This is a genomic window from Catenulispora yoronensis (assembly GCF_039531695.1).
In the GTDB taxonomy this organism is placed as follows: Bacteria; Actinomycetota; Actinomycetes; order Streptomycetales; family Catenulisporaceae; genus Catenulispora; species Catenulispora yoronensis.
The window spans coordinates 17,652-40,282 of record NZ_BAAAQN010000025.1 but is presented as its reverse complement, the minus strand read 5'-3'; the positions used below and the strand labels follow the sequence as shown (position 1 = coordinate 40,282).

The following is a 22,631-nucleotide window of genomic DNA, read 5'->3' as shown; positions in this document are numbered from 1 at the left end:
GAATGCGCTGGCGTAACCGGTTCCAGTGGCCCCGCGAAGTGGCGGGTGGCCGCATGTTCCGCAGTGATATCAAGGTGTTGGCGACCACGGATCTGGACCGCTTGACCGAGGCAGCCGTCTCGAATCCGCGATGGAGCGCAGAGGGACGTCCCGACTGGCTGCGCCGAAACCGCGACGAGATCAAGAGCATCTTCATGACCATCTACGGCTCGGAAGGCCGCAACGTCCTCCGCTGCCTGGTCATGATCAAGATGAATGACGACGCGACGTGGAAGTTCACGCTGGACCTTGACCGGGCTGACTTCGAACGACTGCCGGACGCCTCGCCGGCACAAGTCGTCAGCCTCGCCCATGCACACCTCTACACATATCCCAGCCTCGACCTCGACCCGGAGCAGCAGGCAGGATGGGACCGGGCCATGGAAGCGGCGGTTCAGAGCGCGCTGAAGCGGGAGCGACCATCAGCGGGAGAGTGATCTGAGCTTGCCGACACGGCGCGCGGGTTGTTTGCGATCGAGCATTGACGCTGTCAGTGCACAGGACATCGAGGCGGCGCCGTGGCCGATCCCTCCTCCGGTGGGGTCGGCGGCCCTGTCGAGTTCCATAACTAGCGTATAGCTGCTGACCGGGGGTGTTGCCGGTGGCAGGGGAGTAGCCGGGATGGTTGTCGATCGTGTGGTTTCGGTTGCTGTATTTGATCCTCATCCGTGTTGTCGGTTGGTTGGCTCTGCTCGCCCGATCTTCCGCGTGGAGGGACGTGGAGCTCTTGGTGCTGCGTCAGGAGAATGCGGTGTTGCTCTGCCGCAGGTGGCGCCAGCCTCGTCTGTCGGGGCGTCCGCCGATCCCCGACGATCTCGTCGCTGTGATCGTGCGGATGGCTAGGAGGATCCGGGCTGGGGTTATACGCGGATCCAGGGCGAGCTGCGCCGACTGGGCCGCCGGGTCGGCGCTTCCCCGATCCGCCGGGTACTCCGCGCGCATCGGATCCCGCCAGCTCCGAAGCGCATCAATGACGTGTCCTGGCGGAAGTTCCTGCGTGGCCAAGCCGGCACAATGCTGGCCACGGATTTCTTTCACGTGGACTGCGCGGTGACGTTGCGGCGGTTCTATGTCTTCTTCGTCATGGAGGTCGGAACCCGCAGCGTCCGCATCCTCGGGGTCACAGCGCGCCCGTAGTGCCTGCGAACCAACGCCTATGCCGAACGATTTGTGCTGACCACCCGGACTGAATGCACCGACCGGATGCTGGTCTTCGGTGAACGTCATCTGCGGGCTGTCCTGAACCGCTACGTCCAGCACTACAACACCGGCCGGCCCCACCGTAGCCTCGGCCTTCGCGCACCCGCCGACGACCCGAACGTCATCCCGTTCCCCGCTCAGCGGATACGCCGCGAACCAGTCCTCGGCGGACTGACCAACGAGTACCACAGGGCCTCGTAGCTGATCCCGAAGTCGCAGGTCAGACCATGGACAGCGTTTTGGAACCCCACAGGCAGTATATGGAAGCTCGCCTGGCATCCTGACCCCATGGACGCTGACGCCCCGCCCCCGGTCCACCTCGGCAAAGTGATGGACGGTCTGGCGACGAACCCCGCCCTGCCGGCGGCGATGGTCCGGCGCCTGTTCGCATGGCGGCGGGGAATGGGGAAGGTAGCAGGACGCCCGGACCTCACCGACGACATGATCGCCGAGATCATCGAGCTCGACGACCACTGGCTCCTGCATAGCTTGGCGCTCAACAAGGTGCTCCCGGACCGCTTCCGCATCCAACTCGCCGCACACCGAGACAAGGGGGTGCGGGCAGCGCTCGTCATCCAGGCCGCGACCGCGCCGAGGGCGATGCTGGAGCAGCTCATCGCCGACCCCGATCTGCGAGTCCGCGAGTATCTGGCCCAAGGCAGTGACATACCGCCCGACCTGCGGGCCCGCCTCGCCGCCGATCCTGACCCGGCGATCCGCGCCGAATTGGCGAAGCACTGGACCCAAGCGCCCGAACAGGTCCGGCGGATCCTGCTGACCGATCCCGAGCCCACAGTCCGTGCCGCAGCCTGTTCGACCTACTTCGCGCACGTGCCCCACCCGATACCACCCGCGGATCTGATGCCGGCGCTCTTGGCGGATCCGGTGACCCGAGCAGGCGCGGTGATCCACGCTGTTCTCGACGCGGACATGCTGCGGCAGCTCGCCGAGGATCCGGCCAGCGAGGTGCGTGCCGAACTCGCCCGGCATCCCGACCTGCCACCCTCGGTCCGCGACGTCCTCGCCGTCGATCCGGCCATGGGTGTTCGGGTGAAGGTGTTCGCCCGGCCCGACACGCCCGATCACGTGCGGGCACAGATCCACGCCTCGATCCATGACCCGTCGCGTTCGACCGCCGACTCGGACGTCGACGACGACGAAACCTTTCTACGCTGGGTCGAGGACACCTTCGCCCCCATGGAACTGCGGATCCTGCGCCTGGACTGGGTCACTGCTGATCCGCTACCGCATATCGACTCGCCCTATGTCAGCTTCCGAGCCTCCGCGGCACGCAACAAATCCCTTCCCGCCGACGCGGTCGCCCGGCTGCTCGACGACGAGCAGGAGATGGTTCGCCTCACCATGGCTCACACCGCCCCGCACCTGGTCGATCCAGCCACCGCTGAGAGCATCGAGCGTCGTTACCGCAGACGGGACAAGTTCACGTTCTGGTGGGACATGCAGGAGGTCTTGACGTTCCCCCAAGAAGTCCTGCGCCGCTTCGCCACCGACCCTGAACCCAGGCTGCGCTCCTTCGCGCCCCGCGATCCGGACCTGCCTTCGGACCTCGCCGAGAAGCTGGCCTGCGACCCCGCAGACCGTGCGCGTCGCACCGTCGCGGGCCACCGCAACCTTCCGCTCCCAGCCCTGCTCCGGCTCCTCGCAGACTCATCAGAGCACGTTGCGGAGGCTGCCGGCGCCTCACCGTTCCTGCCCGTCGAACATATGGAACGGCTGCTGGCCCTGGCGGGCCTCTAAGAGGCAGGCCGCTGCCTCAAAGCGCCCATGAACCGGCCCCGAAGACGGACGCAAGACGGCGAACCGATGCCAGTTCAAGTTGAAGGCGCTTTAGTAAGGTTTGGCTCCAGGCGCATCCCGGCGTGACGGTCGTATGCCGAGATCGCGGCGGCGCCTACGCCGACGGCGCCCGGCGCGGAGCACCCGAGGCGCTTCAGGTCGCTGACCGGTTCCGTCTGTGGAAGAACCTCGGCGAGCACGTGAAGAAGACCGTCACCGCGCACCACGGCTGCCTGCGGCAGGCCGCGGACGACGCACTGGCTGAAGCTCAGCAGGTCTGGGCGCAGCGCCCCGGCCCCGAACAGCTCACTGCTGTCGCAGCCGAGCGGCGGGTGGACGACACGGTGATCGCCCGGCGCATCAGGCGGATGCTCGCCGAGGTCCATGAGCTGAAGGCCGCCGGGATGGGGATGCGGCGGATCAAGCGCGCCACCGGGCTGGCCAAGGCCACCGTCGCCCGCTACGACAAAGCTGAGACCGTCGAGGAGTTGCTCGTCATCACGCGCACCGGCAAGTCGAGCCTGCTGGACGAGTACAAGCCTTCTATCCACGAGCGGTTCAACGCCGGTGTCACGAACGTCCGGCAGACCTGGACCGAGATCGGCGAGTTGGGCTGCAAGGCTGCCTACGGGACGCTGCGGGACTATCTGAGACCGTTCCGCGAGGTCGGCATCGCCCCGCCGGCCAGGCCCGCGGCACCGAAGATCGGCGAGGCTACGACCTGGCTGCTGACCCACCCCGACAACCTCGACGAAGACGAGACGACCAAGTCAAGCAGGTCAAGGCCGCCTGGCCGGAACTGGACGCCGTCGCCGAGCTCGTCGGACGCTTCGCGCACATGCTCACCGAGCTGAAAGGACAGAACCTCGCAGCGTGGATGACCGAGGTCGAGGCCAGCGACCTGCCGCACCTGAAGACCTTCGTCAACGGACCCCGTCACGACCACGACGCCGTCCTCAACGGCCTCACACTTGAGCACAATTCCGGCGCCGTCGAAGGCGCCGTGAACCGACTGAAGGTCTATCAGCGGCAAATGTATGGCCGTGCGAACTTCGATCTACTTCGCAAGCGCGTCCGGCTGGCCCCGTGACCAGTTCGATCACGGAATGGGCCAGATCCAGATCCACTTCAAACCGCTACAGAAAATCGACCTTGATCAGGCCCTTGTGGCCCAGTTGCGGGATGCAACTGGAATGCACCGTGGATCAATCCTGGACCATCTAGGTAACAGGCCGTCAGGGTGTGTGGACTAATGAGGTTCGGCTTCAATGAAACGACAGTTCACTGACATGGTTGACCCGACTCGCTCTGTGCCCCCGGCGGGGCTCCATGCAGATCGGTCCATGTTTCCAGCATTGCGCAAGTCGTTGACCTGTGGTCTTTCAAAATCGCGATGAGGTGGGTGTTGCCCTGATCCGCGGAGGGGGTCGGTGGAGCGACCCCCTTGGACGATCCGAAAACAAGCATCCCCTGAGGGGCTCGCGGCGCAGCGGCGTCTGCTGTCAGAGTTCTTACACAGCATCACGAGGCTGGTCACTGGTTCGCTATTCAAAAGCTGGAGACAACCCATGTCGGGTCCCCGACCCGTTCAGGTCGACTTTCAGGCCGTTGTGCGCCGGTGGGAGGAGGTCGATTTCGAGGAAATGCAGGTGGAGTTTGTTCCTGATGATCCCGAGGACCTGGCGTTCGTCGACGTGATGAGCGAGGCGGTCAGTGTCTCCAACGTCGCGGTGAAGGACATCTTCGGAGAACGGCCGTCTCAGTAGACGGGGCCTCGGTGCTGCTGAAGCGTCCCTTCACTGAGGATGCTCCTGTGAGGTGGCTGACCGTGTTTGCTCGGGAGCTGGAATCGCGGGAGTCCAGCGGCGTTATCCGACCCGTGGTGGGCGTTCGCTCGCCGTGGTCATCGCTTCGGCCTGTGCACCCGTTCCCGGCTGCCTTTATCGCGCTGGACGAGGAACTGGTCTCGGGCGGCGCCGGGCTGGCGGCGGACGTGGTTGTGAGCGGTAGTGCACTCGACTGGTGTCGGCAGGCAGCGAACTGGGTCAATGAAACCGGTGGCGACTTGAATGTCGATAGCCGGGGCCTCAACCAGCGGGTGGCTGTGGACGGCGCTGCCCGGTACATGCTGCGGGGCTTGCATGTCGATGCCAACGCTTACGTGAGCAGCGCTGATGCTGATGCCGGCCGGGCGGCACACGCGACAGTTTCACGCAACGGCCAGCTCGTGTGCCAGTTGTACAATGCAGATCCGGTTCTAGCGGCACAGCTTGAACGCGTGCGTGAGATGTTGACTGCTGACCCGGCAGTCACTCGCCTCGGATTCGTCCTCGGGACTCAGCGCCGGGTGCTCGATTGGCTCGCTCTGGAGTCGCGCTGGCCGGCGTTGGGCAGCTTGACTCCTCCGTTGTTTCGCCGCAATGACCCGATCTGGAGCAGCCAGGTGCCGGACGCCTGCGGCATCCAGCTGCTGACTCAGCGGCACCTCGACCGAGCGGCCGATCTGTCGGCATGGCAGGTCGAGGAGCTCTGCCCAGGGAGGTACCTCGTCGAAGCGGCAGACGTCGAGGGCTGGTACGGGCCGCACGGTCCTAGCGAGTCCACCCTTGCCCAAGCGAGATCCGACTTCGGCGCGATGATCGTCGACCCTGCATAGCTGGGGTGAGGCGGGCCTGGTTCGCGACGTAGTGGCTTACTCCGTTGACAGAGCGCGACCACACTGAAACTGTCGCAGTGGTCTGATTTGCTGTCTTAAGCGGGGGTTCCGATGGCCAGACGTCAGATCGTGGGCGTTGCGCTCCTGATGATCGGCGCTGTCCTTGCTGGATCGGGGCCCGCCGGGGCGGTGGTCATGCCAGCTGCCGCTGTCCGGACTTTGCAGTCCGAACGCTCAATTCTCAGCGCCCCGCAGGATGTTAGTGCCGCATCAGGCAACGTTTGCCTTGGCGTTTGCCTTGGCGACGATGTGGCGGAGGCGGAGATCGTCTGCGTGTCGGTTCCGCCAGATGATGTAGCGGCGGATCATGCTGGCCTGTTCCTTGTGGCTGGCATGATCCGTCCCGTCCAGGGCGAAGTAGCGTAGCGCGGTGAACTGGGCTTCGATGCGGTTGAGCCACGAGGAGTTGGCCGGGGTGTAGGCGATCTCGACGTTGCTGGCCTGGGCCCAGCCCGCCACCCGGCGGCAGCGCTTGGTGGTCAGGTGCGGGGAGAAGTTGTCGCAGACCATCGCGATCCGCATCTCCGGCGGGTAGAGGGTGCGCAGGCAGCGCAGGACTCCAGGAACAGGGTGCGGTTCTTGCGGCGTTTGACGTGCCCGAACAGATGGTCGCGGGTCAGGTCGTAGGCGGCGAACAGGTGCCGGACGCCGTCGTTGCGGTTGTAGGTGGCCCGGCGTCGGGGACGCGGATCCCGGTCGGGGTCTTTGTGCTTGCCGCCGATCACCGCCCAGTGCCGGCCGGGGTGCGGCATCAGGTTCAACGGCCCGAACTCGTCCAGGCAGAACACGACCACCCCCTCGGCGACCAGAAAGTCCGCGAGCTCGGACAGGCTCCAGGTCGAGAACGGCAGGCCGTGCTCGACCGGCCTGGACTTCGCGATCTTCTTGATCTCCCGGCGTTCAGGCAGATCGAACGTGCGCGGACGGCCGCCGGCATACTTCGGGTACAGCCAGTTGAAGCCGTCGGTGTTGAAGTTGTGGATGACATCACGCACCCGGTCCTCGCTGGTGAACGTGACCTCGGCGATCCTCGCCACCGGCATCTTCTGCGCTGACAGCAGCACCATCTGCGCCCGCCGCCAGGTCACCACCGACCCCGTGCCACGCCGCACTATCCGCAGCAGCCGACGACCTTCATCGTCATCGATCTCCCGAACCTGAACCCGCTCCGCCGTCGCCCAAGTCCGATACATCCACCCTGCCGGCGGCACTCACCACACCGACAGGGCGAATGTTGCCTGCTACGGCACTAGCCTGCGGTCAGACACGCGTCGTGGATAGGGGCAGCCGGGGATCATGCGGCGTTCGTCCCTGCCGTGGCCGTAGGTGTATCGCGCCGGGTACTGCCGCACTTGACCCTCGGTCAAATAGGTCAGCGCCGATGCACTGAAAGTGCAGGTCGCCGCGCCAGCGAGGACGCTTCAATAAGGATATAGACATACTGTTGGCCTTCCCGGTGCTTGTCTGCGGCGCTCCCGGAGCGCCTGGCCACCCGGGGCGAATGCGGATCGGTACCCTCGCGCCATGGCGAAGATCGTTGCTCGGGTCCTGGTGGCGTGTGCTCTCACGTGTTTCAGTGGCCTGCTACCGGCGTCCAGCGCCGTCGCGGCCCCTTCGTCAGGACACGCGGTCGCGGCCCCTGCGTCCGGGCACAAGGTCGCGGCCTCTGCGTCCGGACACGCGGTCGTGGCCCGGCGGGTGATTCCCAAGCCGCGGCAGGTGCTGGCCGGGCCGGGCTCGCCGCTGCTGACCGAGAACTTCGCCGGCTCGACTGTCGCGGACCCGGGCTTCGTGCCGCTTAACAATGCTTGCCTCACCGGTGCCTCCACGACTCCGCCGGGCGGGATGTCGAGGCTCGGCCCGTGCAGCGGGGCGGGTGAGAGCGCCGGCCCCGTGCCGCCGGCCGGTGTCACCCCGGGGTATCTGCAGCTGACCGACAGCAGCAATGACGGCCTCGGCAGTGTGCTGTACAACCGTCCGCTGCCCGGCAACGGGGGTTTGCAGGTCAGCTTCACGCAGTACCAGTACGGTGGAAACACCGGTGCCGACGGTATCGGGTTCTACCTGGTGGACGGCTCGGCCAACCTCACTTCGGCGGGCGGCTTCGGTGGCTCGCTCGGCTACGCGCAGCACAATGGCGCTCCGGGCGTGGTCGACGGATACCTCGGCGTCGGCCTCGACGCGTATGGCAATTACACCAACGACAGCGAGCAGCGCGGGACCGGGTGCCAGCCGCCGGACGTGTCGCCGGTCGTCGTCCAGCCGCTGCTCACGCCGAACGCGGTTGGTCTGCGCGGTCCGGGCAACGGCCAGAACGGGTACTGCTACCTGGCCGCGTCCATCACGCCCGACGCGTCGGCGCCCAGCAAATTCAGGTCGACCCTGCCCGGGAGCCTGCGGTCGGCCGGCACGAGCCCGGCGGCGGCGGCGCGCACGGTGCGGGTCACCGTGACCCCGGACGAGTTCCCCACGGTGACCGTGGAAATCGACTTCAGAGACGGTGCCGGTTTCCAGACCGTGTTCGCCCACCAGATGACGACCGCGGCGCCGCCCACCTATAAGTTCGGGCTGTCCGCGTCGACCGGCTTCTACAACGACGTCCACCTGATCGGTGACATGAGTGCGTCGTCGTTGGTCCCGCTCGACGAGTTGAACCTGGTCAAGACCGTCGTGAATCAGCAGTCCAGCTACCAGGTCGGCGACACGGTCCACTACCAGTTCCTGGTCACGAACACCGGAACCGACCCGCTGAACACGGTCTCGGTCGACGACCCGTCGGTGTCGAACATCTCCTGCCCCTCCACGACGCTCGGCACAGCGGGATCGGCCACCGCGTCCATGGTGTGTACGGGCAGCCACGTGGTCACCGCGGCGGACGCGTTGGCCGGGCCGACATACACGAACACCGCGCAGGCCACAGCGACATCGGCTGTCAGCGCGGAGCCGCTGACCTCGAACCAGTCCTCGGCCCAGGTCGACGTGACGAGCGCGCAGTTGCAGCTGTCGAAGTCGGCTTCACCGACGACGGTGCACCGCGGCGACAAGGTCGGCTACACGCTGACCGTGACCAACAACAGCACCTTCGCCCTGAACCCGGCCACCGCGAGCGATGACCTGAGCGGCGTGCTGAGCGGCGCGACGTACGACAACGACGTCCAAGCGAGCAGCGGATCCGCCACGGTCACCGGCTCGACGCTTGCCTGATCGGGGCCGCTGGCCGCGGGAGCTTCGGCGACCATCACGTATTCGGTCACCGCCGATGAACCGCCAGGTGCGCAGCCGGTCACACTGGCCAATGCGTTCTCCTCCACGATTCTGGGGTCGACTTGCGTTCCGGCCGGTGGGGGAACAGCTACCGCGCTGCCTTGTACGACGAACGTGACGGTGCAGCCGACCGGGCAGCTGACGGTGACGAAGTCCGCGAACCCGACGACGGTGACCGCCGCCGGCCAGCACGTGGTCTACAGCTTCGAGGTGTCCAACCCCGGGCATGTCACCATCACCGACCTCGGGGTGACCGACACGGCGTTCTCCGGCACCGGTTCCACGCCGGTGATCACTTGTCCGGTGACGACGTTGGCGCCGGGCGGGTCGACGACCTGCACCGCTTCGTACATCGTCACGCAGGCGGATGTCGATGCTGGTCAGATCGCGAATACCGCGGTGGCGCACGGATCCTCGCCGACCGGGGACGCGGTGGACAGTCCGCCGTCGTCCGCGACGGTGACGGCCAAGCACACGCCGTCGTTGACGGTGTCGAAGTCGGCGACGCCGGCGACGGTGAACGACGCCGGCGATGTGATCTCGTAGTCCTTCGAGGTCGTCAACACCGGCAACGTGACTCTGACCGGCGTGACCGTGACGGACTCGATGACCCCGCGTGCCGGTCTGAACCTGGCGGTGACCTGCCCGGCCGACATCTTGGTCCCGGGTGCCCGGATGACGTGCACCAGCGCCCCGTACACCGTCACCGAGGCCGACATCCGGGCCGGTTCGATCGGCGACCAGGCGGTGGTCGTCGGGCGCGCGCCGACGCCGCCTGGCGGGAGTGTCGAGGCCCACAGCAACCGTCTGGTCCTGCCGGTCCGGGCCACACTCCCGGGCACCGGCGCCACGCACCTGCTCGACCAGGCCGAAGCGGCCTGCGCCGCCGTCGTCCTCGGCCTGGCGATGATCGCCGCGGCCCGCCGACGCCACGCGGGACGGGCCGGCTGAGCCTGGAGCCCTTAGGCGGGGGGCGGGGAAACCCAAGCAATGAGCGGTGCCGGCTGACGCGCGCCTCAGCCGGCACCGACAGCGCTGTCAGGAGATTGCCATAAGGAATATCAGCAGACTGACGCCGTCGGCGGCGTGCGCAGGACGCGATCGCCGAGATCCACTATCTGGCTACCCAGCCGAGGACGTATCACTGGGTGCTGGAGGCCCAGCTGAATGGTCATGGCCACCTTGCCTGGGCTCGGTTGGCGTCCCGGTGACTTGGGCCAACACCCCTTTGCCGAGCACAGCGCATTGAGAAGCAGCCGAAACAAACGGCAGGGCAAGGGTCGACCAGCTGATCCGCGGCTCCGGATTCACCTCGCGCAGCGCCGTGACCCTGGCGCAGCGCCGTGACCCCTCGCGCAGCGTGAGTATCCCAACGTCCATCTCGCGCCGAGGACCGGGCCAACAACACCAGCCAAGCAAGTACTTGAAGGAAGATCAGTTACAGCAGTCGCAGAGCAGTGACTACCGATCTAGGTGCAGATCGCCCACATCGAATTCGCTGCCCGAGGAATCATGATCGCGGCGAGCCGTTGCTGTTATCACATATATTTGCTAACGTCCCCTCGCGCGGCGTGCCGGAGCTCACGACTTCCGGTGGCGCGCTGTTTGCCCGCACCACGGTCATCCGCAACCGAGGGAGTTGGACATGCGTTGTATACATTTCATCGGGGGCCGCGGAGTGCTGATTGGCCTCGCAGCCATCGCACTCACCGTGGCTGGTTGCAGTAGCGGCAAGTCGTCAGTCCCGACCGCTTCGACGGGGGGTGGCGCCGCTGCACTCGCCGCGGCGAAGGCGGCGATCGCCCCGTACACCGGGCATCCGAGCGCTTTCCCGGGGACTGCGAAGTTGGCCTCGCTGCCGAAGGCGGGCAGCACCTTCGCCTTCATGCAGTGCTCGTCCCCGGTCTGCTCGATCTTCGCCGAGTTGCTGGCCGCGCCGACCCAGAAGCTGGGCGTCAAGCTCGTGAACATCAACTCGGGCTCGTCGTCGACGACAGCGCAGGCCGCGGCCGCCAGCATCCTGGCGCTCGACCCGGCCGCCGTGCTCGTCGCCGCTTCGAATCCGCAGATCTACGGTGGCTACCTGAAGCAGATGGCTGACGCCGGTTCGGTCATCGCCGGCGGCGGGACTGTCGGCGGTAAGCCGTACGGCGTCCAGGACGCGGTCGGCGGCGAACACAGCGACGCCCTGGCCGGATCGCTGATGGCCGACTGGGTGACGGTGAACAAGGGGCCGGGCGCGAACGTGGTGTTCTTCGGGACGCCCGAACTCACTTTCTCCCCCGTCATGCAGGACGGCTTCGCCAAGGAGCTGTCGAAGAACTGCCCGAGCTGCAGGGTCGGATTCCAGCAGCTGTCGGTCACGACCTTCGGCACGACCGCGCCCAGCCAGGTGATCAGCTACTTGCAGTCCCACCCGAGCACCGACACGGTGGTGTTCGCGTCGATGGAGGGCGCCACCGGCTTGGCCGCCGCGCTGCGCAACGCGCACCTCAGTCCGGCCACACTCGGCTTCGCCCCCACCGCCAGCAATTTGCAGGACATCGCGCAGGGCGGCCTCACGGCGGGACTCGCTCTGGACTTCAACGTGCAGATATGGGCGCAGGTCAATCTGGCGGCGCGGTTGATCGCCAAGCAGACCACTCCGGAATCCGACCTCGAGCCGGACATGCAGTTCCTCTCCAAGAGCGATCTCGCCGGTGTCGACGTGTCCCACGGCTGGACCGGCTACCCCGATGTCGCCCAGCGGTACGCCGCGCTGTGGGGGCTGTCCGGGTGATCGAGGACCACGCGGCGAGCACCTCGCCGGTCCGGCCTGCCTCAGGCCGGACGCTCCTGCGGGTATCGCACCTTTCGAAGTCGTTCACCGCCACGAAGGCCCTGAACGATGTCTCGCTCGAAGTCGCGGCCGGCGAGGTACTCGCCATCGTGGGCCAGAACGGCTCCGGCAAGTCGACCCTGGTCAAGCTGCTCGCGGGCATCCATCAGCCCGACCCTGGCGGGGTCATCGAGGTGAGCGACGGATCGGGGCGGCTGGTCCCGCTCGGGCAGGAAGGGCACCGGCTGCACTTCATCCATCAGGACCTCGGGCTGCTGCCGATGCTCAGCACGACCGAGAACCTCGATCTCGGCCGTCCGCTCGGGACCCGGTGGATCCTGCCGGCCCGGCGCGGTGCGGAGCACGCTCGAGCCGCCGAACTCACCCGGCATTTCGGTGCCGCGATCGACGTCCGCGCGCCGGTGGCCCGCCTCTCCTCCGCGGAGCGGGCCATCGTGGCCATCGCCAGGGCGCTGGACGGATGGCGGCATCCGGAGAACGTGCTCGTCCTTGACGAGCCGACCACCGCCTTCCACCGCGACGAGGTGGGACGCCTGTTCGACGCGGTCCGACGGGTCGTGGCGCTCGGCGCCGGTGTCATCTTCATCTCCCACCGGCTCGACGAGGTCCGCGCGCTCGCCGACCGGGTCGTCGTCCTGCGCGACGGCCGCCACGTCGCCGAGGCGCCGGCGGGTCACCTCGACGACGCCGCGCTGGTCCGCGCGATCGTCGGCACCGACGTCCGCACCGACGTCCGCACCGACGTCCGCACCGCCGTCCGCACCGCCGTCCGCACCACCGGGCCGGCCGGATCAGCGGCCGGACCGGTGGTCCTCGCGGTCGACGGCCTGGGCGGCGAGCACGTGCACGACGTCACCTTCAGCTTGCGGGCCGGTGAGGTCGCCGGTGTCTCCGGGGTGCTCGGTTCCGGCCGCGAACACCTGAACTCGCTGATCTTCGGGGTCGACCGGCCGAGCCGCGGCCGAATCACGCTTGGCAACGACCGCATCCGCACAGGCGACGTGACGGCTGCCATCGAACAAGGTGTGGCCTTCGTGCCGGCCGATCGCCATCGGCTGGGCGCGGTGCTGCCGATGAGCGCGCGCGAGAACCTCACGTTGCCCAGGCTGCGCGGCGTCCGCCGCCGGCTGGGCGCCATCGACCGGCGCGACGAGGCGGCCGTCACGCGCCGCTGGATCGGGGAGGTCGACTTGCGGCCTGCTCTGCCGGACCGGCCGCTGGCGACGTTCAGCGGCGGCAACCAACAGAAGATCGTCCTGGCGAAATGGCTGCGGACCAACCCCCGACTGCTCCTGCTCGACGAGCCGACCCAAGGCGTCGACGTCGGGGCGAAGGCCGCCATCTACCAGCTCGTCCAGCGGGCCGCAGCGCAGGGAACCGCGGTGCTCGTCGCCTCCTCCGACGCCAAGGAACTCACGTCCCTGTGCGACCGGGTGCTGCTTATGGACCAGGGCCGGGTGGTCGGCGAGCTCAGCGGTGAGGCGCTCACCGAGACAGCACTGATCCACGCCGCGCTCGCGACCGGGGTTTCCGGCCAAGCCGCTGATTCCACGCCCGAAGGAGGTACCGCTTCATGACAACCGCCGCTCCGCGACGATTCGAGCCCGTCGCCCCTGATCCCGATCCGGCACGCCGGCCGCTTTTCGTCCGCATCCGCCGCTCGACATCGGTCCGCGACATCAGCGCGGTCTACCTGTTCGCCGCTCTGTTCGTCATCTTCGCGCTGTGGGAACCGGACACCTTCCTCACCCTGCGGACCTGGCAGGTCCTGCTGGACAACCAGGCGATCATCGGTCTGGTCGCGCTCGGGCTCGTCGTCTCGCTGTCGGCGGGGGTGGTCGACCTCGCCGTCGGCTCCGAAGCGGGGTTCGGCGGCATCGTCGTGGCCTGGCTCCTGGCCAGGCACGGCGTGCCGATCCCGCTGGCCATTCTGCTCAGCCTGCTCGCCGGTGCGCTCGTCGGAGTCGTCGTGGCCCTGCTGATCGTCCGAGCGCGGATCATCTCGCTGATCGCCACCCTGGCCATGAGCTCCATCCTGATCGCCGTGATCGACTGGATCTCCGGCAGCCAGCAGATCCTCGACCTCGGCCAGCCGTTCCAGAAGATCGCCACCGACGAGCTGTTCGGCCTGGCCTACCCGGTGTACATCCTCGCCCTCGTCGCCCTGGTCGTGTGGTACTTCCTCGAACGCACCGCACTGGGCCGCCGCATCCGCGCCACCGGCGGGAACCTCGAAGCGGCCCGGCTGGCGGGGGTGCGGACCTCACGGATCATCGTCACGTCCACCGTCGCCTGCGGCGTGATCACCGCCGGAGCCGGCGTGCTCGCCAGCTCCCAGCTGGCCACGGGCGATCCGACGATCGCGCAGTCGTATCTGCTTCCCGCCTTCGCCGCGGCCTTCCTGGGCTCCACCCAGTTCCACGGTGGTCGCTTCAACGTCGCCGGCACCCTGCTCGCAGTACTCGTACTCGCGGTCGGGGTCACGGGACTCCAGCTTGCCGGGGCACCCATCTGGCTACCGGATCTGTTCAACGGTATCGCGCTGCTGGCCGCCGTCGGCTTCGCGCAGTTCCAAAAACGGCCGACCACGCGTACGGCCGCGATCCGGCGCATCCTGAGGCCGCGCGACGGCCTCGATCAGGAGGCTGTCACGAAGCCGAGCGCCCAGGCCAGGGCGTAGTCGTGGGCGCGGTGGTGGCCGCCGGCTGCCCGTTCCCGATCCGCCACTCGCCGGTCGTGCTCTGCACGCTGTTGACGGCGAACTGCCCGCCGGCCAAGCACCGGCACGGCGCCTCAGCAGGGCTTCGGGCCATGTGGGTGAGGACACCGCCGCCGCAGCGAAGGTCATCTCATCGCTGTTTGCCCGATCGCTCGGCGGCACGTTGTAGTAGGGGAGTGACCCGGTAGTCGAGCAGCTCGCGCATGACCAGCGCGGTGTTCGACCGTTCCACGCCGGGGATGCCGAGGATCTGGCCCGCGATGCGGTACAGGTCGTCGGCGTCGGTGGCCACGACGTGGATCAGCAGGTCGGCTTCCCCCGACAGGCCGTGGACTTGCAGCACCTCGGGGACGGCGGCGAGGGCCGCGGCGACCTCGTCGAGTCGACGCTGGACGACGCGGGTGGTGATGAAGGCCGTCAGCGGATAGCCGAGTGCGGCCGGGCTGATGCGGCGTTCGAACGAGCCCACGGTCTGGGAGGTCTCCAGCGCGGTCAGGCGGGCCTGCACAGTGTTGCGGCTGAGGCCGGCTATTTCGGCGAGGGCGACGGACGTGGCTCTGGGGTGGGCATTCAAGGCGAGGAGCAGCCGGGCGTCGGCGGCGGTGATCCGGGCGGGGTTGGGCATCGTGCACACTTCCTCACGGCTTGAAGCGGCAGTTTGGGCATCCTGCACTGTTATAACACAGGTCCTTGCACGCATCACGACGTAATGGTGTGCTGTGGGGCGACAGCAGCCGGTCGGATGTCCTCGAAGCACGATCCGGTGCTGGTCCCCGTCCACCGCCCGTCCCGCTGCCGGACGGGCCGTGAGGAGAGGTGTGTCCGCGCATGACGATCGCCCCGATCCGTGCCATGCATTCCGCAGAGCAGTCCGCAGAGGAGTCCACCGTGGAGCCACGACCGGCGGATGACGCCGTTTTCGCGACCCGGCGCGACATCGAGGGCCGCCTTTTGTGGCTCTCCACCGCGATCGTGCATCACGCCAACCGGGTACGGCCCAACGCGTCCGGGATCAAGGTGGGCGGCCATCAGGCCTCGTCCGCGTCGATGGTGTCGATCATGACCGCGCTGTGGTTCGGCCGGCTCCGGGCTGAGGACCGGGTGTCGGTCAAGCCGCACGCCTCGCCGGTCCTGCACGCGATCAACTTCCTCCAGGGACGTCTGGACGCCGCCCACCTTCCGACGCTGCGCGCGTTCGGCGGACTGCAGAGCTACCCGAGCCGCTCGAAGGATCCCGACCAGGTCGACTACTCCACCGGTTCGGTCGGCATAGGGGCCACCGCGACCGTCTGGGGGGCGATCGCCCGGCGGTACGTCTCCGAAGACGCCGGCCGTCCGGCCGGACGGCAGTACGCGCTGGTCGGTGACGCCGAGCTGGACGAGGGAGCGATCTGGGAGGCCGTGCTGGACCCGCAGGTCGCCGGGCTCGGCGAACTGGTCTGGATCGTCGATCTGAACCGGCAGTCTCTGGACCGTGTCGTGCCCGGGGCCGCTGCGGACCGGTTGCAGCAGATGTTCGCTTCAGCCGGTTGGCAGGTGCTTACCGTCAAGTACGGCGCGCTGCTGGAGGGGTTGTTCGAGCGCGTGGGCGGCGCCGCGCTGCGTGAGCGCCTGGACGCGATGTCCAACCCCGAGTATCAGCGCCTGTTGCGGTGCACCGCCGGCGAGCTGCGTGAGCGGCTGCCCGGGGCGGGCCCGCAGGCCGAAGCGGTCGCTGGGCTGCTCGGTCAGCTCGACGACGCGACCCTGCTGGCGGCCTTGCGCAATCTGGGCGGTCACGACCTGGCCGCACTCGACGGCGCCCTCGCAGCGATCGACGACCGCCGCCCCACGGTGATCTTCGCCTACACGGTCAAGGGCTACGGCCTGCCCACCCAAGGTCATCCGCAGAATCACTCCGCCCTGTTGACGGACGCGCAGTACGACGAGCTGGCAGCGAGCCTGGGCATGGATCCGCGGCATCCCTGGGAGCGGTTCCCCGCCGAAACGGCGGCCGGCCGCTTGTGCGCGCAGACGGCCGCGCGGCTGGAGCGGACGGCCGTCGCCGCCGTCGCCCCGTCGCCGGTGCCTGTGGACATCGGCCGGACCCCGACCGGCAGCGCCACCACCCAGGCCGCCCTCGGCCGGGTCCTGCTGGATCTGACCAGGGCCGCGCCGGAGACGGCGCGCCGCATCGTCACGGTCAGCCCCGACGTCAGCTCGAGCACGAACATGGGCGGCTGGGTGAACAAGGTCGGGGTCTGGGCGCCGTCCGAACGGGTCGACTGGTTCCACGACGACGCCGAGACGGTGCTGCACTGGCGGGAGAAGCCCACCGGCCAGCACATCGAACTCGGCATCGCCGAGACGAACCTGGTCGGCCTGCTCGGCGAGCTCGGCGCGACCTGGAGCCGGTGGGGCCGGCCGCTGCTGCCCATCGGCGTGCTCTACGACCCGTTCGTGCAGCGTGCGCTGGAGCCCTGGTCCTTCGGCATCTACGCCGGCGGCCAGTCCATCCTCGTCGGCACGCCGTCCGGGGTGACCCTCGCCCCCGAAGGGGGAGCCCACCAGTCGATCACCACGCCCTCGCTCGGCATCGAGCAGCCGGGCTGCACGACCTGGGAACCGGCATTCGCGATCGACACCGAATGGACCCTGCTGGCCGCGCTTTCCAGGCTGGGGCGGTCCGACGGCGGATCGGCGTATCTGCGGCTGTCCACCCGGCCGGTCGACCAGTCGCTGGCGATGGTGCCGACCGACCCGGCCGCCCGTGAGCGCCGCCGCCGCCAGGCCGTCGCCGGCGCCTACCTGCTGCATCGCGCCGAAGCTCCGCAGGTCACCATCGTCGCGATGGGTGCGCTGGTCACCGAGGCGGTACAGGCCGCGCAGCGCCTCGCCCAGCAGGGCGTCCCGGCGGACGTCGTCTGCGTCACCAGCCCGGGCCTGCTGTTCCAGGCCCTGCAAGCCCGCCACGGCCAGGGGACCGGTGAGAGTTGGATCCTCGATCAGGCTTTCCCCGCCGACCGCGCCACCCCGATGGTCACCGTCCTGGACGGCCATCCGCACACCCTGGCCTTCCTCGCGGGCATCCACCAGGTCGCCTCACGCACGCTGGGTGTCAGTCGGTTCGGTCAGTCCGGGTCACTCCAGGACGTATACCGTCATCACGGCATCGACACTGACAGCATCATCAGCGCCGCGCTGGATCTCGCCCTGTGAAGGAAGACCTGTCGAGCACCGCCGGTCCTCTGCTCCAGATCCATATCGGCAGTACCCGCCCTACCCGGATCGGGCCGATCTTGAACGAGCCGCACCATCCGAAGCTGCGGAACTACACGCACCAGCACACACGCGACGTCAACATCCCGTTCGCCGCGCAGAAGCTCACCGAGGACAAGCGGGTCGCACCGGACCCCGGTCTGGACCAAGCCGCCGTGCTCATGCTCGACGAGCCGGCGCGGCTGACCGGCCTCCTACGATCCGGATTCCGGCATCAGCTGACACCCGGATTCCGTCACAGCCGCAGCAGACGCTCCGCGTTCTTGTGCGCGATCTGGTGCTTGGTCTCCTCGGAGATGTCGGCGCCCTCGAAGAACGGCAGGGCGCCCTCGTTGCCCACGAAGGGGTAGTCGACCGCGAACACGATGCGCTCGACGGGCACCGTCTCCAAGCAGAACCGGAGCTGAGCCAGACCGAACAGGCCGCTGGGAGCGATGTAGACGTTCTGCTCGAAGTATTCGCGGAAGGAGCGCTCGAGCCCGGTGGCCGCCCGCGGGAGCGCCTCATCGACGCGGTCCAGGTAGAACGGGATCATCTCGCCCCAGTGGCCGAGGATGATCTGCAGATCCGGATAGCGGTCGAACACGCCGGAATGGACCAGGTGCAGGAAGTGCACTGCGGTCTCCTGATGCCAGCCCCAGGCCGCGGTCTGCAGACGTGCGGAGACCACTGGAGAGAGCCCGCCCATGTAGTTGGCGTCGGTGACGGCTCGGGGTGGGACGCCGGGGTGCAGGAAGATCGGCACGTCCAGTGCGGCAGCCTTGGCCAGCACCGGTTCGAAGCGCGGGGCGTCCAGGAACTCGCCGTCGGTACGGCCGAAGATCATGGTGCCGACGAACCCGTGCTCGCTGACGCAGCGGTCGAGTTCGTCGGCGGCGGCCTGGGGAACGGCCGTGGGCAGGGACGCGAAGGCGGCGAACCGGTCCGGGTAGGCGCGGGTCGCGGCGGCGGTTTTGTCGTTCGCCGCGCGCACCAGGCCGGCGGCGACATCGGCCGGCAGCTGCTGCGCCCCGAGACATGAAAGCACCTGCATGCTGATCCCGCCGGCGTCCATGGCGGCGATCCGGCCCTCGGCCAGGTCCGTCAGCGCCTCGGGGGAGGGCGTATAGGGCAGGCCGCTTCCCGGTGCGAAGGCGGCGCCGAAGTCGGGGCTGAGCAGGTTGGCCGCGGGCGCGGCCGCTTTGCTGAGCGCCGGATCGGCGAAGTGCTCCTCCACCGCGATGATCTTCACTGGGGCGCACCTTTCCTTGCTGCGAGATCGCCTCGGGATGGCTGCGAGACGGTGGTCACGAGCGGCCGGCGGCGGGGCCGCCGGCCGTCATCAGTGCCCTGTTGCGATGTAGTCCTGGGTGATCTGCTTGTACTCCAGGAAGTCCTCGATGCTGGCCAGCCCGCCGAGGCGGCCGACGCCGCTGGACTTGTAGCCGCCCTCCTCGAACTCGATCGTCAGGTTCGCCCAGCTGTTGATCGAGACGAGCCCGGCGTCCAGGCGCCGCGCGACGCGCAGCGGCCGGTCGGCGTCGCGCGACCAGACGCAGGCGCTCAGGCCGTACTCGGTGTCGTTGGCCAGTGCGATTGCCTCGTCCTCGGTGGCGAACGTCTGCACCGTCTGGACCGGTCCGAACGTCTCCTCCTGCACGATGGGCAGCGTCGAGTCCGTCACCGCCAGCAGCGTCGGGTGGTAGAACGCCCCGCCGGCCAGAGCCGGGTCGGTGCTGGGCCCGCCACGGACGATGACCTCCGCGCCGGCCGCGATGGCCGCCTGCACAGCGGCGTCGACACGCGCGACCGAGGCGGCGTCGATCAGCGGGCCGATCCGGCTGGCCGGGTCGGCCGCCGGACCGGGGCGCACGTCCTGCAGCCGCTTGGCCAGAGCGGAGATGACGTCCTGCGCGACGCCCTCCTGGACCAGGACACGGCTTCCGGTCATGCAGAACTGGCCGGCGAAGACCGTCGAGGACGCCACCGCCGTGGCCACGGCCGCGTCGAGATCGGCATCGTCGAACACCAGGTGCGGGGTCTTCCCGCCGAGTTCCAGGCCGACCCGCTTGAACAACCCCGCGGCCTGCTGGGCGACCATACGACCGGTCCGGGTGCTGCCGGTGAAGCTGACCACCGGCACGGCGGGGGAGGCCACCAGCAGTCGCGCCACCTCGGACCCGGACTCGACGACGACGTTGACCGCGCCCGCCGGGATCTCCGGGACCGTACTGAGGATCCGGCACATGAGCGCGGCGGTCTGCGCGGCTTGTGCCGGCATCTTCACGACCGCGGTGCACCCGGCGGCCAGCGCCGGAGCCAGGGCCCGGATACACAGGTAAGCCGGGGAGTTCCACGGCACGATCAGCCCGGCGACGCCGACGGGCTGCCGGATCACCATGGCCTGACGCCCGGGCTGGGTGTCGGTGACGCGGCCGTGCGGCTGCACCGCCAAGCCCGCGGCGAAACGCAGGGCGCGAAGGATGAAATGGGCCTCGAAACCGGCCTCGGGCCGCAGCTTGCCGTTCTCCCGGCACAGTGTGTCGACGACCTCGTCCATCCTGGCCGCGTAGGCGTCGGCCAGATGGCTCAGGGCCGCCGCGCGCAGCATCGGGTCCCGGCTCCAGTCCGTGTGGGCGAAACAGCGGGACGCGGCGTCGATCGCCGCCTGCCCCTGCTCGGCGCCGCCGTCCGCGTAATCGCCGATCACCTGTCCGGTAGCCGGGTTCCGGCTGGTGGCGGTGCGCGCGGAGCCGACCCACGCGCCGTCTATCCAATGCTGTACCGAGATGTGCTCGCTCATGACGGCTTCCTTTGATCGCGACGCATCAGGACCGGGACATGGAGATGGATTTCTAGCCCGCGCCGAGCAGAACCTTGATGGGCGCGGGCAAGTCTGCCTGCACGGACCAGGCCCGATCGGTCAGCTCCTCGACCGACGCCCCGTCCCGGCGCGCGGCCAGCAGCGCTTCGGGGTCGAAGGCCGGACCGACGGAGTCGGCGGCGTACTCAGGCCCGTTCATGTACCCGGTGGCCTCATCCGGCTCGGCGAAGTTGTCGATCTGCATCTCGACGAAGTTGCCGTCCGGGTCCTGGTAGTACAGCGAGGTCGTCACGCCGTGCGCGATGCACACGGCCGGTGCGATCCCCTGGTCGCGGAGCAGGACGTAGCGGTCCAGCAGGTCGTCGAGACCGGAGAAGGTGTAGGCGACGTGGTGCATGCACGCGGTGTTCGGGCTCTTGCGCTCCAGCGGCCCGGGCGGATTGAGCAGCGCGATCCGGTGGTGCTCCTCGTCGAAGGTGATGAAGGTGAGTGCGTCGTCCTCATAGACGACGTGGCCGTCCAGGACGGTGCAGTACCAGTCCCGCATGGCGGCCGGCTGGCCGGTCTGGAACACGACGTGCGCGAATTTCGGGGTGGGCATCGTGGTGACCTCCTTCGATGATCTTGGTATCGGGTTCGATGAGCTTGGTATCAGGACGACTGGTAGGCGCTGCGCACCTTGGGCAGCAGCAGGGCGGCAGCCGTAGGATCGGCTATTTCCCCGCGCAGCTTGAGGATGTCGCCGTTACGCCGTTCGGGGGGTACCTGCGCGCCGCGGGCCGCGATCAACGCGTGGAAGTGGCGGTAGTTCTCCCCGAACGACAGCAGGTAGGTGGCCGGCGCGCCGGTGGCCTCGGTCACCGCTGCCACGAGGTCGCGCGCCCGCTGTCCGAAGGTGGCCAGCTCGTCCTCGTTCAGCCCAGTGATCCGCTCGGCGTGGCGCCTGGCCCGCAGGATGAACCAGCCGGGCACGTCGTAGCCGGGCACGATCTCGGCCGCCCACAGTGGGTCGCTGAACACCTGGGCTTCCTCCGGGCCCTGCTCGAGTCGGCACATCAGGCAGTCGCTGATATCGCTGGTCATGTTTCACCTTTCGCAGCGGGACCGGGTTTCGAGGCCGCGGCCCACGTCGCCGCGTTACCGGCCCTGCCAGTGTTATCACATATAGCATGCCATCGGTGGGCGTCCGAAAGCTATACTTGATATCGACTTCAGGTTCGGCCGATGAAGGGATCCCACGTGGCGCCGACGACCGGCCGGGCCGTTCAGCCCATCACATCGCGCTCGGTGGTGGAGCAGTCCACCGACGAGCTGCGCCGCGCGATCCTGGCCGGCACCCTGGCCCCGGGCTCCGAGTACTCCCTGCGCGAGCTGGCCGGGATGCTGGCCGTCAGTTTCATCCCGATCCGCGAGGCCCTGCGCAGCCTGGAGAGCGAGGGGCTGGTCATCACCCGGCCCGGCCGCAGCGTCCTGATCGCGCCGCTGGACCTGGAGGACCTGCACGGCATCTACCGGCTGCGGCGCGTCGTCGAGCCGGAGATCGCCCGCCGTTCGTGCCTGTTGCTCAGTGACGCCGACCTGGAGCGCCTGCAAGGCCAGGCGGCGGGCTTCGGCGAGGTCGGCCAGGGCATGGAGGACATCTACGACGGCCACCACGACTTCCACCTCGCGCTGCTCTCGCCGGCCGCCAGCACGTGGGACCTGCGGATGTTGATCACACTGTGGCGGGCCGCCGAGCGTTACATCCGGATCGGCTTCGGCCAGCTGGACCCCGACCCGGTCGAGCACGAGCGGCGCGGACGGGCCCACCTGGACCTGGTCGCCGCGTTCCGCACCCGGGAACCCGACGTCGTCGCCGACGCCATCGAGCAGCACCTGGCCCGCAACGAGCAGATCGCCCAGGCCGCCCTGGCCGAGCAGCCCGCTCGGTAACGCCCGGTAACGTCCGGCACCGTCCGGTGGTGCCGGGCGGTTTTCGCCTCTTGCTGTTATCAAA

At 68.3% G+C, this 22,631-nt stretch carries 18 protein-coding genes and 3 pseudogenes; 15 read left to right on the top strand and 6 right to left on the bottom strand.

The window, feature by feature from the left end:
- Positions 1 to 2: 2 nt before the first annotated feature.
- The 7 genes and pseudogenes from ABD481_RS21315 to ABD481_RS21285 all read left to right on the top strand — a co-directional run bounded on the left by ABD481_RS21315 (position 3) and on the right by ABD481_RS21285 (position 5,692).
- A complete protein-coding gene (locus tag ABD481_RS21315; RefSeq protein WP_344667474.1) occupies positions 3 to 476 on the top strand; it encodes a hypothetical protein in 474 nt (157 codons plus the stop codon).
- Positions 477 to 673: 197 nt separating this feature from the next.
- Positions 674 to 1,440 (top strand): annotated as a pseudogene (locus tag ABD481_RS21310) (integrase core domain-containing protein).
- An 87-nt stretch (positions 1,441 to 1,527) separates the two neighbouring features.
- Entirely contained in the window at positions 1,528 to 2,997 is a 1,470-nt protein-coding gene (locus tag ABD481_RS21305; RefSeq protein WP_344667473.1) for a hypothetical protein, read from the top strand.
- A 122-nt stretch (positions 2,998 to 3,119) separates the two neighbouring features.
- Positions 3,120 to 3,890: a transposase gene (locus tag ABD481_RS21300; RefSeq protein WP_344667472.1), complete on the top strand. Its 771-nt coding sequence runs from the start codon at positions 3,120 to 3,122 to the stop codon at positions 3,888 to 3,890.
- Positions 3,875 to 4,126, top strand: a complete 252-nt coding sequence (locus ABD481_RS21295; RefSeq protein WP_344667471.1) for a transposase — start codon at positions 3,875 to 3,877, stop codon at positions 4,124 to 4,126. The genes ABD481_RS21300 and ABD481_RS21295 overlap by 16 nt, the downstream gene beginning before the upstream one ends.
- Before the next feature lie 478 nt (positions 4,127 to 4,604).
- On the top strand, positions 4,605 to 4,802 hold the full coding sequence (locus ABD481_RS21290) for a hypothetical protein (RefSeq protein ID WP_344667470.1): 198 nt from the start codon (positions 4,605 to 4,607) through the stop codon (positions 4,800 to 4,802).
- Positions 4,803 to 4,849: 47 nt separating this feature from the next.
- Positions 4,850 to 5,692: a hypothetical protein gene (locus ABD481_RS21285; protein WP_344667469.1), complete on the top strand. Its 843-nt coding sequence runs from the start codon at positions 4,850 to 4,852 to the stop codon at positions 5,690 to 5,692.
- Positions 5,693 to 5,962: 270 nt separating this feature from the next.
- Here ABD481_RS21285 and ABD481_RS21280 read toward each other — a convergent pair.
- Positions 5,963 to 6,945: pseudogene (locus ABD481_RS21280) on the bottom strand (transposase).
- 331 nt (positions 6,946 to 7,276) lie between these two features.
- Between ABD481_RS21280 and ABD481_RS21275 the strand changes: the two are divergent.
- The 6 genes and pseudogenes from ABD481_RS21275 to ABD481_RS21250 all read left to right on the top strand — a co-directional run bounded on the left by ABD481_RS21275 (position 7,277) and on the right by ABD481_RS21250 (position 14,535).
- The gene (locus tag ABD481_RS21275) at positions 7,277 to 8,956 is read left to right on the top strand and encodes a DUF7507 domain-containing protein (RefSeq protein WP_344667468.1); all 1,680 of its coding nucleotides are present in this window, start codon (positions 7,277 to 7,279) and stop codon (positions 8,954 to 8,956) included.
- Between the two features lie 174 nt (positions 8,957 to 9,130).
- A complete protein-coding gene (locus tag ABD481_RS21270; RefSeq protein ID WP_344667467.1) occupies positions 9,131 to 9,562 on the top strand; it encodes a DUF7507 domain-containing protein in 432 nt (143 codons plus the stop codon).
- Between the two features lie 12 nt (positions 9,563 to 9,574).
- Positions 9,575 to 9,967: pseudogene (locus tag ABD481_RS21265) on the top strand (DUF7507 domain-containing protein); the annotation flags it as partial.
- 694 nt (positions 9,968 to 10,661) lie between these two features.
- Positions 10,662 to 11,795, top strand: coding sequence for a substrate-binding domain-containing protein (locus ABD481_RS21260; protein WP_344667465.1), 1,134 nt, complete (start codon positions 10,662 to 10,664; stop codon positions 11,793 to 11,795).
- Positions 11,792 to 13,432, top strand: coding sequence for a sugar ABC transporter ATP-binding protein (locus ABD481_RS21255; protein ID WP_344667464.1), 1,641 nt, complete (start codon positions 11,792 to 11,794; stop codon positions 13,430 to 13,432). The genes ABD481_RS21260 and ABD481_RS21255 overlap by 4 nt, the downstream gene beginning before the upstream one ends.
- The gene (locus ABD481_RS21250) at positions 13,429 to 14,535 is read left to right on the top strand and encodes an ABC transporter permease (RefSeq protein WP_344667463.1); all 1,107 of its coding nucleotides are present in this window, start codon (positions 13,429 to 13,431) and stop codon (positions 14,533 to 14,535) included. Before ABD481_RS21255 ends, ABD481_RS21250 begins: the two co-directional genes overlap by 4 nt.
- 169 nt (positions 14,536 to 14,704) lie before the next feature.
- On the opposite strand, the gene ABD481_RS21245 is transcribed toward ABD481_RS21250, so the two are convergent.
- Positions 14,705 to 15,199, bottom strand: a complete 495-nt coding sequence (locus ABD481_RS21245) for an Lrp/AsnC family transcriptional regulator (RefSeq protein ID WP_344667462.1) — start codon at positions 15,197 to 15,199, stop codon at positions 14,705 to 14,707.
- A gap of 203 nt (positions 15,200 to 15,402) precedes the next feature.
- Between ABD481_RS21245 and ABD481_RS21240 the strand changes: the two genes are divergently transcribed.
- Entirely contained in the window at positions 15,403 to 17,772 is a 2,370-nt protein-coding gene (locus ABD481_RS21240; protein ID WP_344667461.1) for a transketolase-like TK C-terminal-containing protein, read from the top strand.
- Positions 17,773 to 18,067: 295 nt separating this feature from the next.
- Here the strand turns inward: ABD481_RS21240 and ABD481_RS21235 are convergent, their stop codons facing one another.
- The 4 genes from ABD481_RS21235 to ABD481_RS21220 form a co-directional block, all read right to left on the bottom strand.
- Positions 18,068 to 19,063 (bottom strand): amidohydrolase family protein, encoded by a 996-nt coding sequence (locus ABD481_RS21235; protein ID WP_344667460.1) that lies wholly within the window; start codon positions 19,061 to 19,063, stop codon positions 18,068 to 18,070.
- Between the two features lie 90 nt (positions 19,064 to 19,153).
- A complete protein-coding gene (locus ABD481_RS21230; protein ID WP_344667459.1) occupies positions 19,154 to 20,614 on the bottom strand; it encodes an aldehyde dehydrogenase family protein in 1,461 nt (486 codons plus the stop codon).
- 52 nt (positions 20,615 to 20,666) lie between these two features.
- Positions 20,667 to 21,236: a VOC family protein gene (locus ABD481_RS21225; protein ID WP_344667458.1), complete on the bottom strand. Its 570-nt coding sequence runs from the start codon at positions 21,234 to 21,236 to the stop codon at positions 20,667 to 20,669.
- Between the two features lie 50 nt (positions 21,237 to 21,286).
- Entirely contained in the window at positions 21,287 to 21,718 is a 432-nt protein-coding gene (locus tag ABD481_RS21220; protein ID WP_344667457.1) for an HIT family protein, read from the bottom strand.
- Between the two features lie 189 nt (positions 21,719 to 21,907).
- Here ABD481_RS21220 and ABD481_RS21215 point away from each other — a divergent pair, with 189 nt between their 5' ends.
- A complete protein-coding gene (locus ABD481_RS21215) occupies positions 21,908 to 22,567 on the top strand; it encodes a GntR family transcriptional regulator (protein ID WP_344667535.1) in 660 nt (219 codons plus the stop codon).
- Positions 22,568 to 22,631 lie beyond the last annotated feature (64 nt).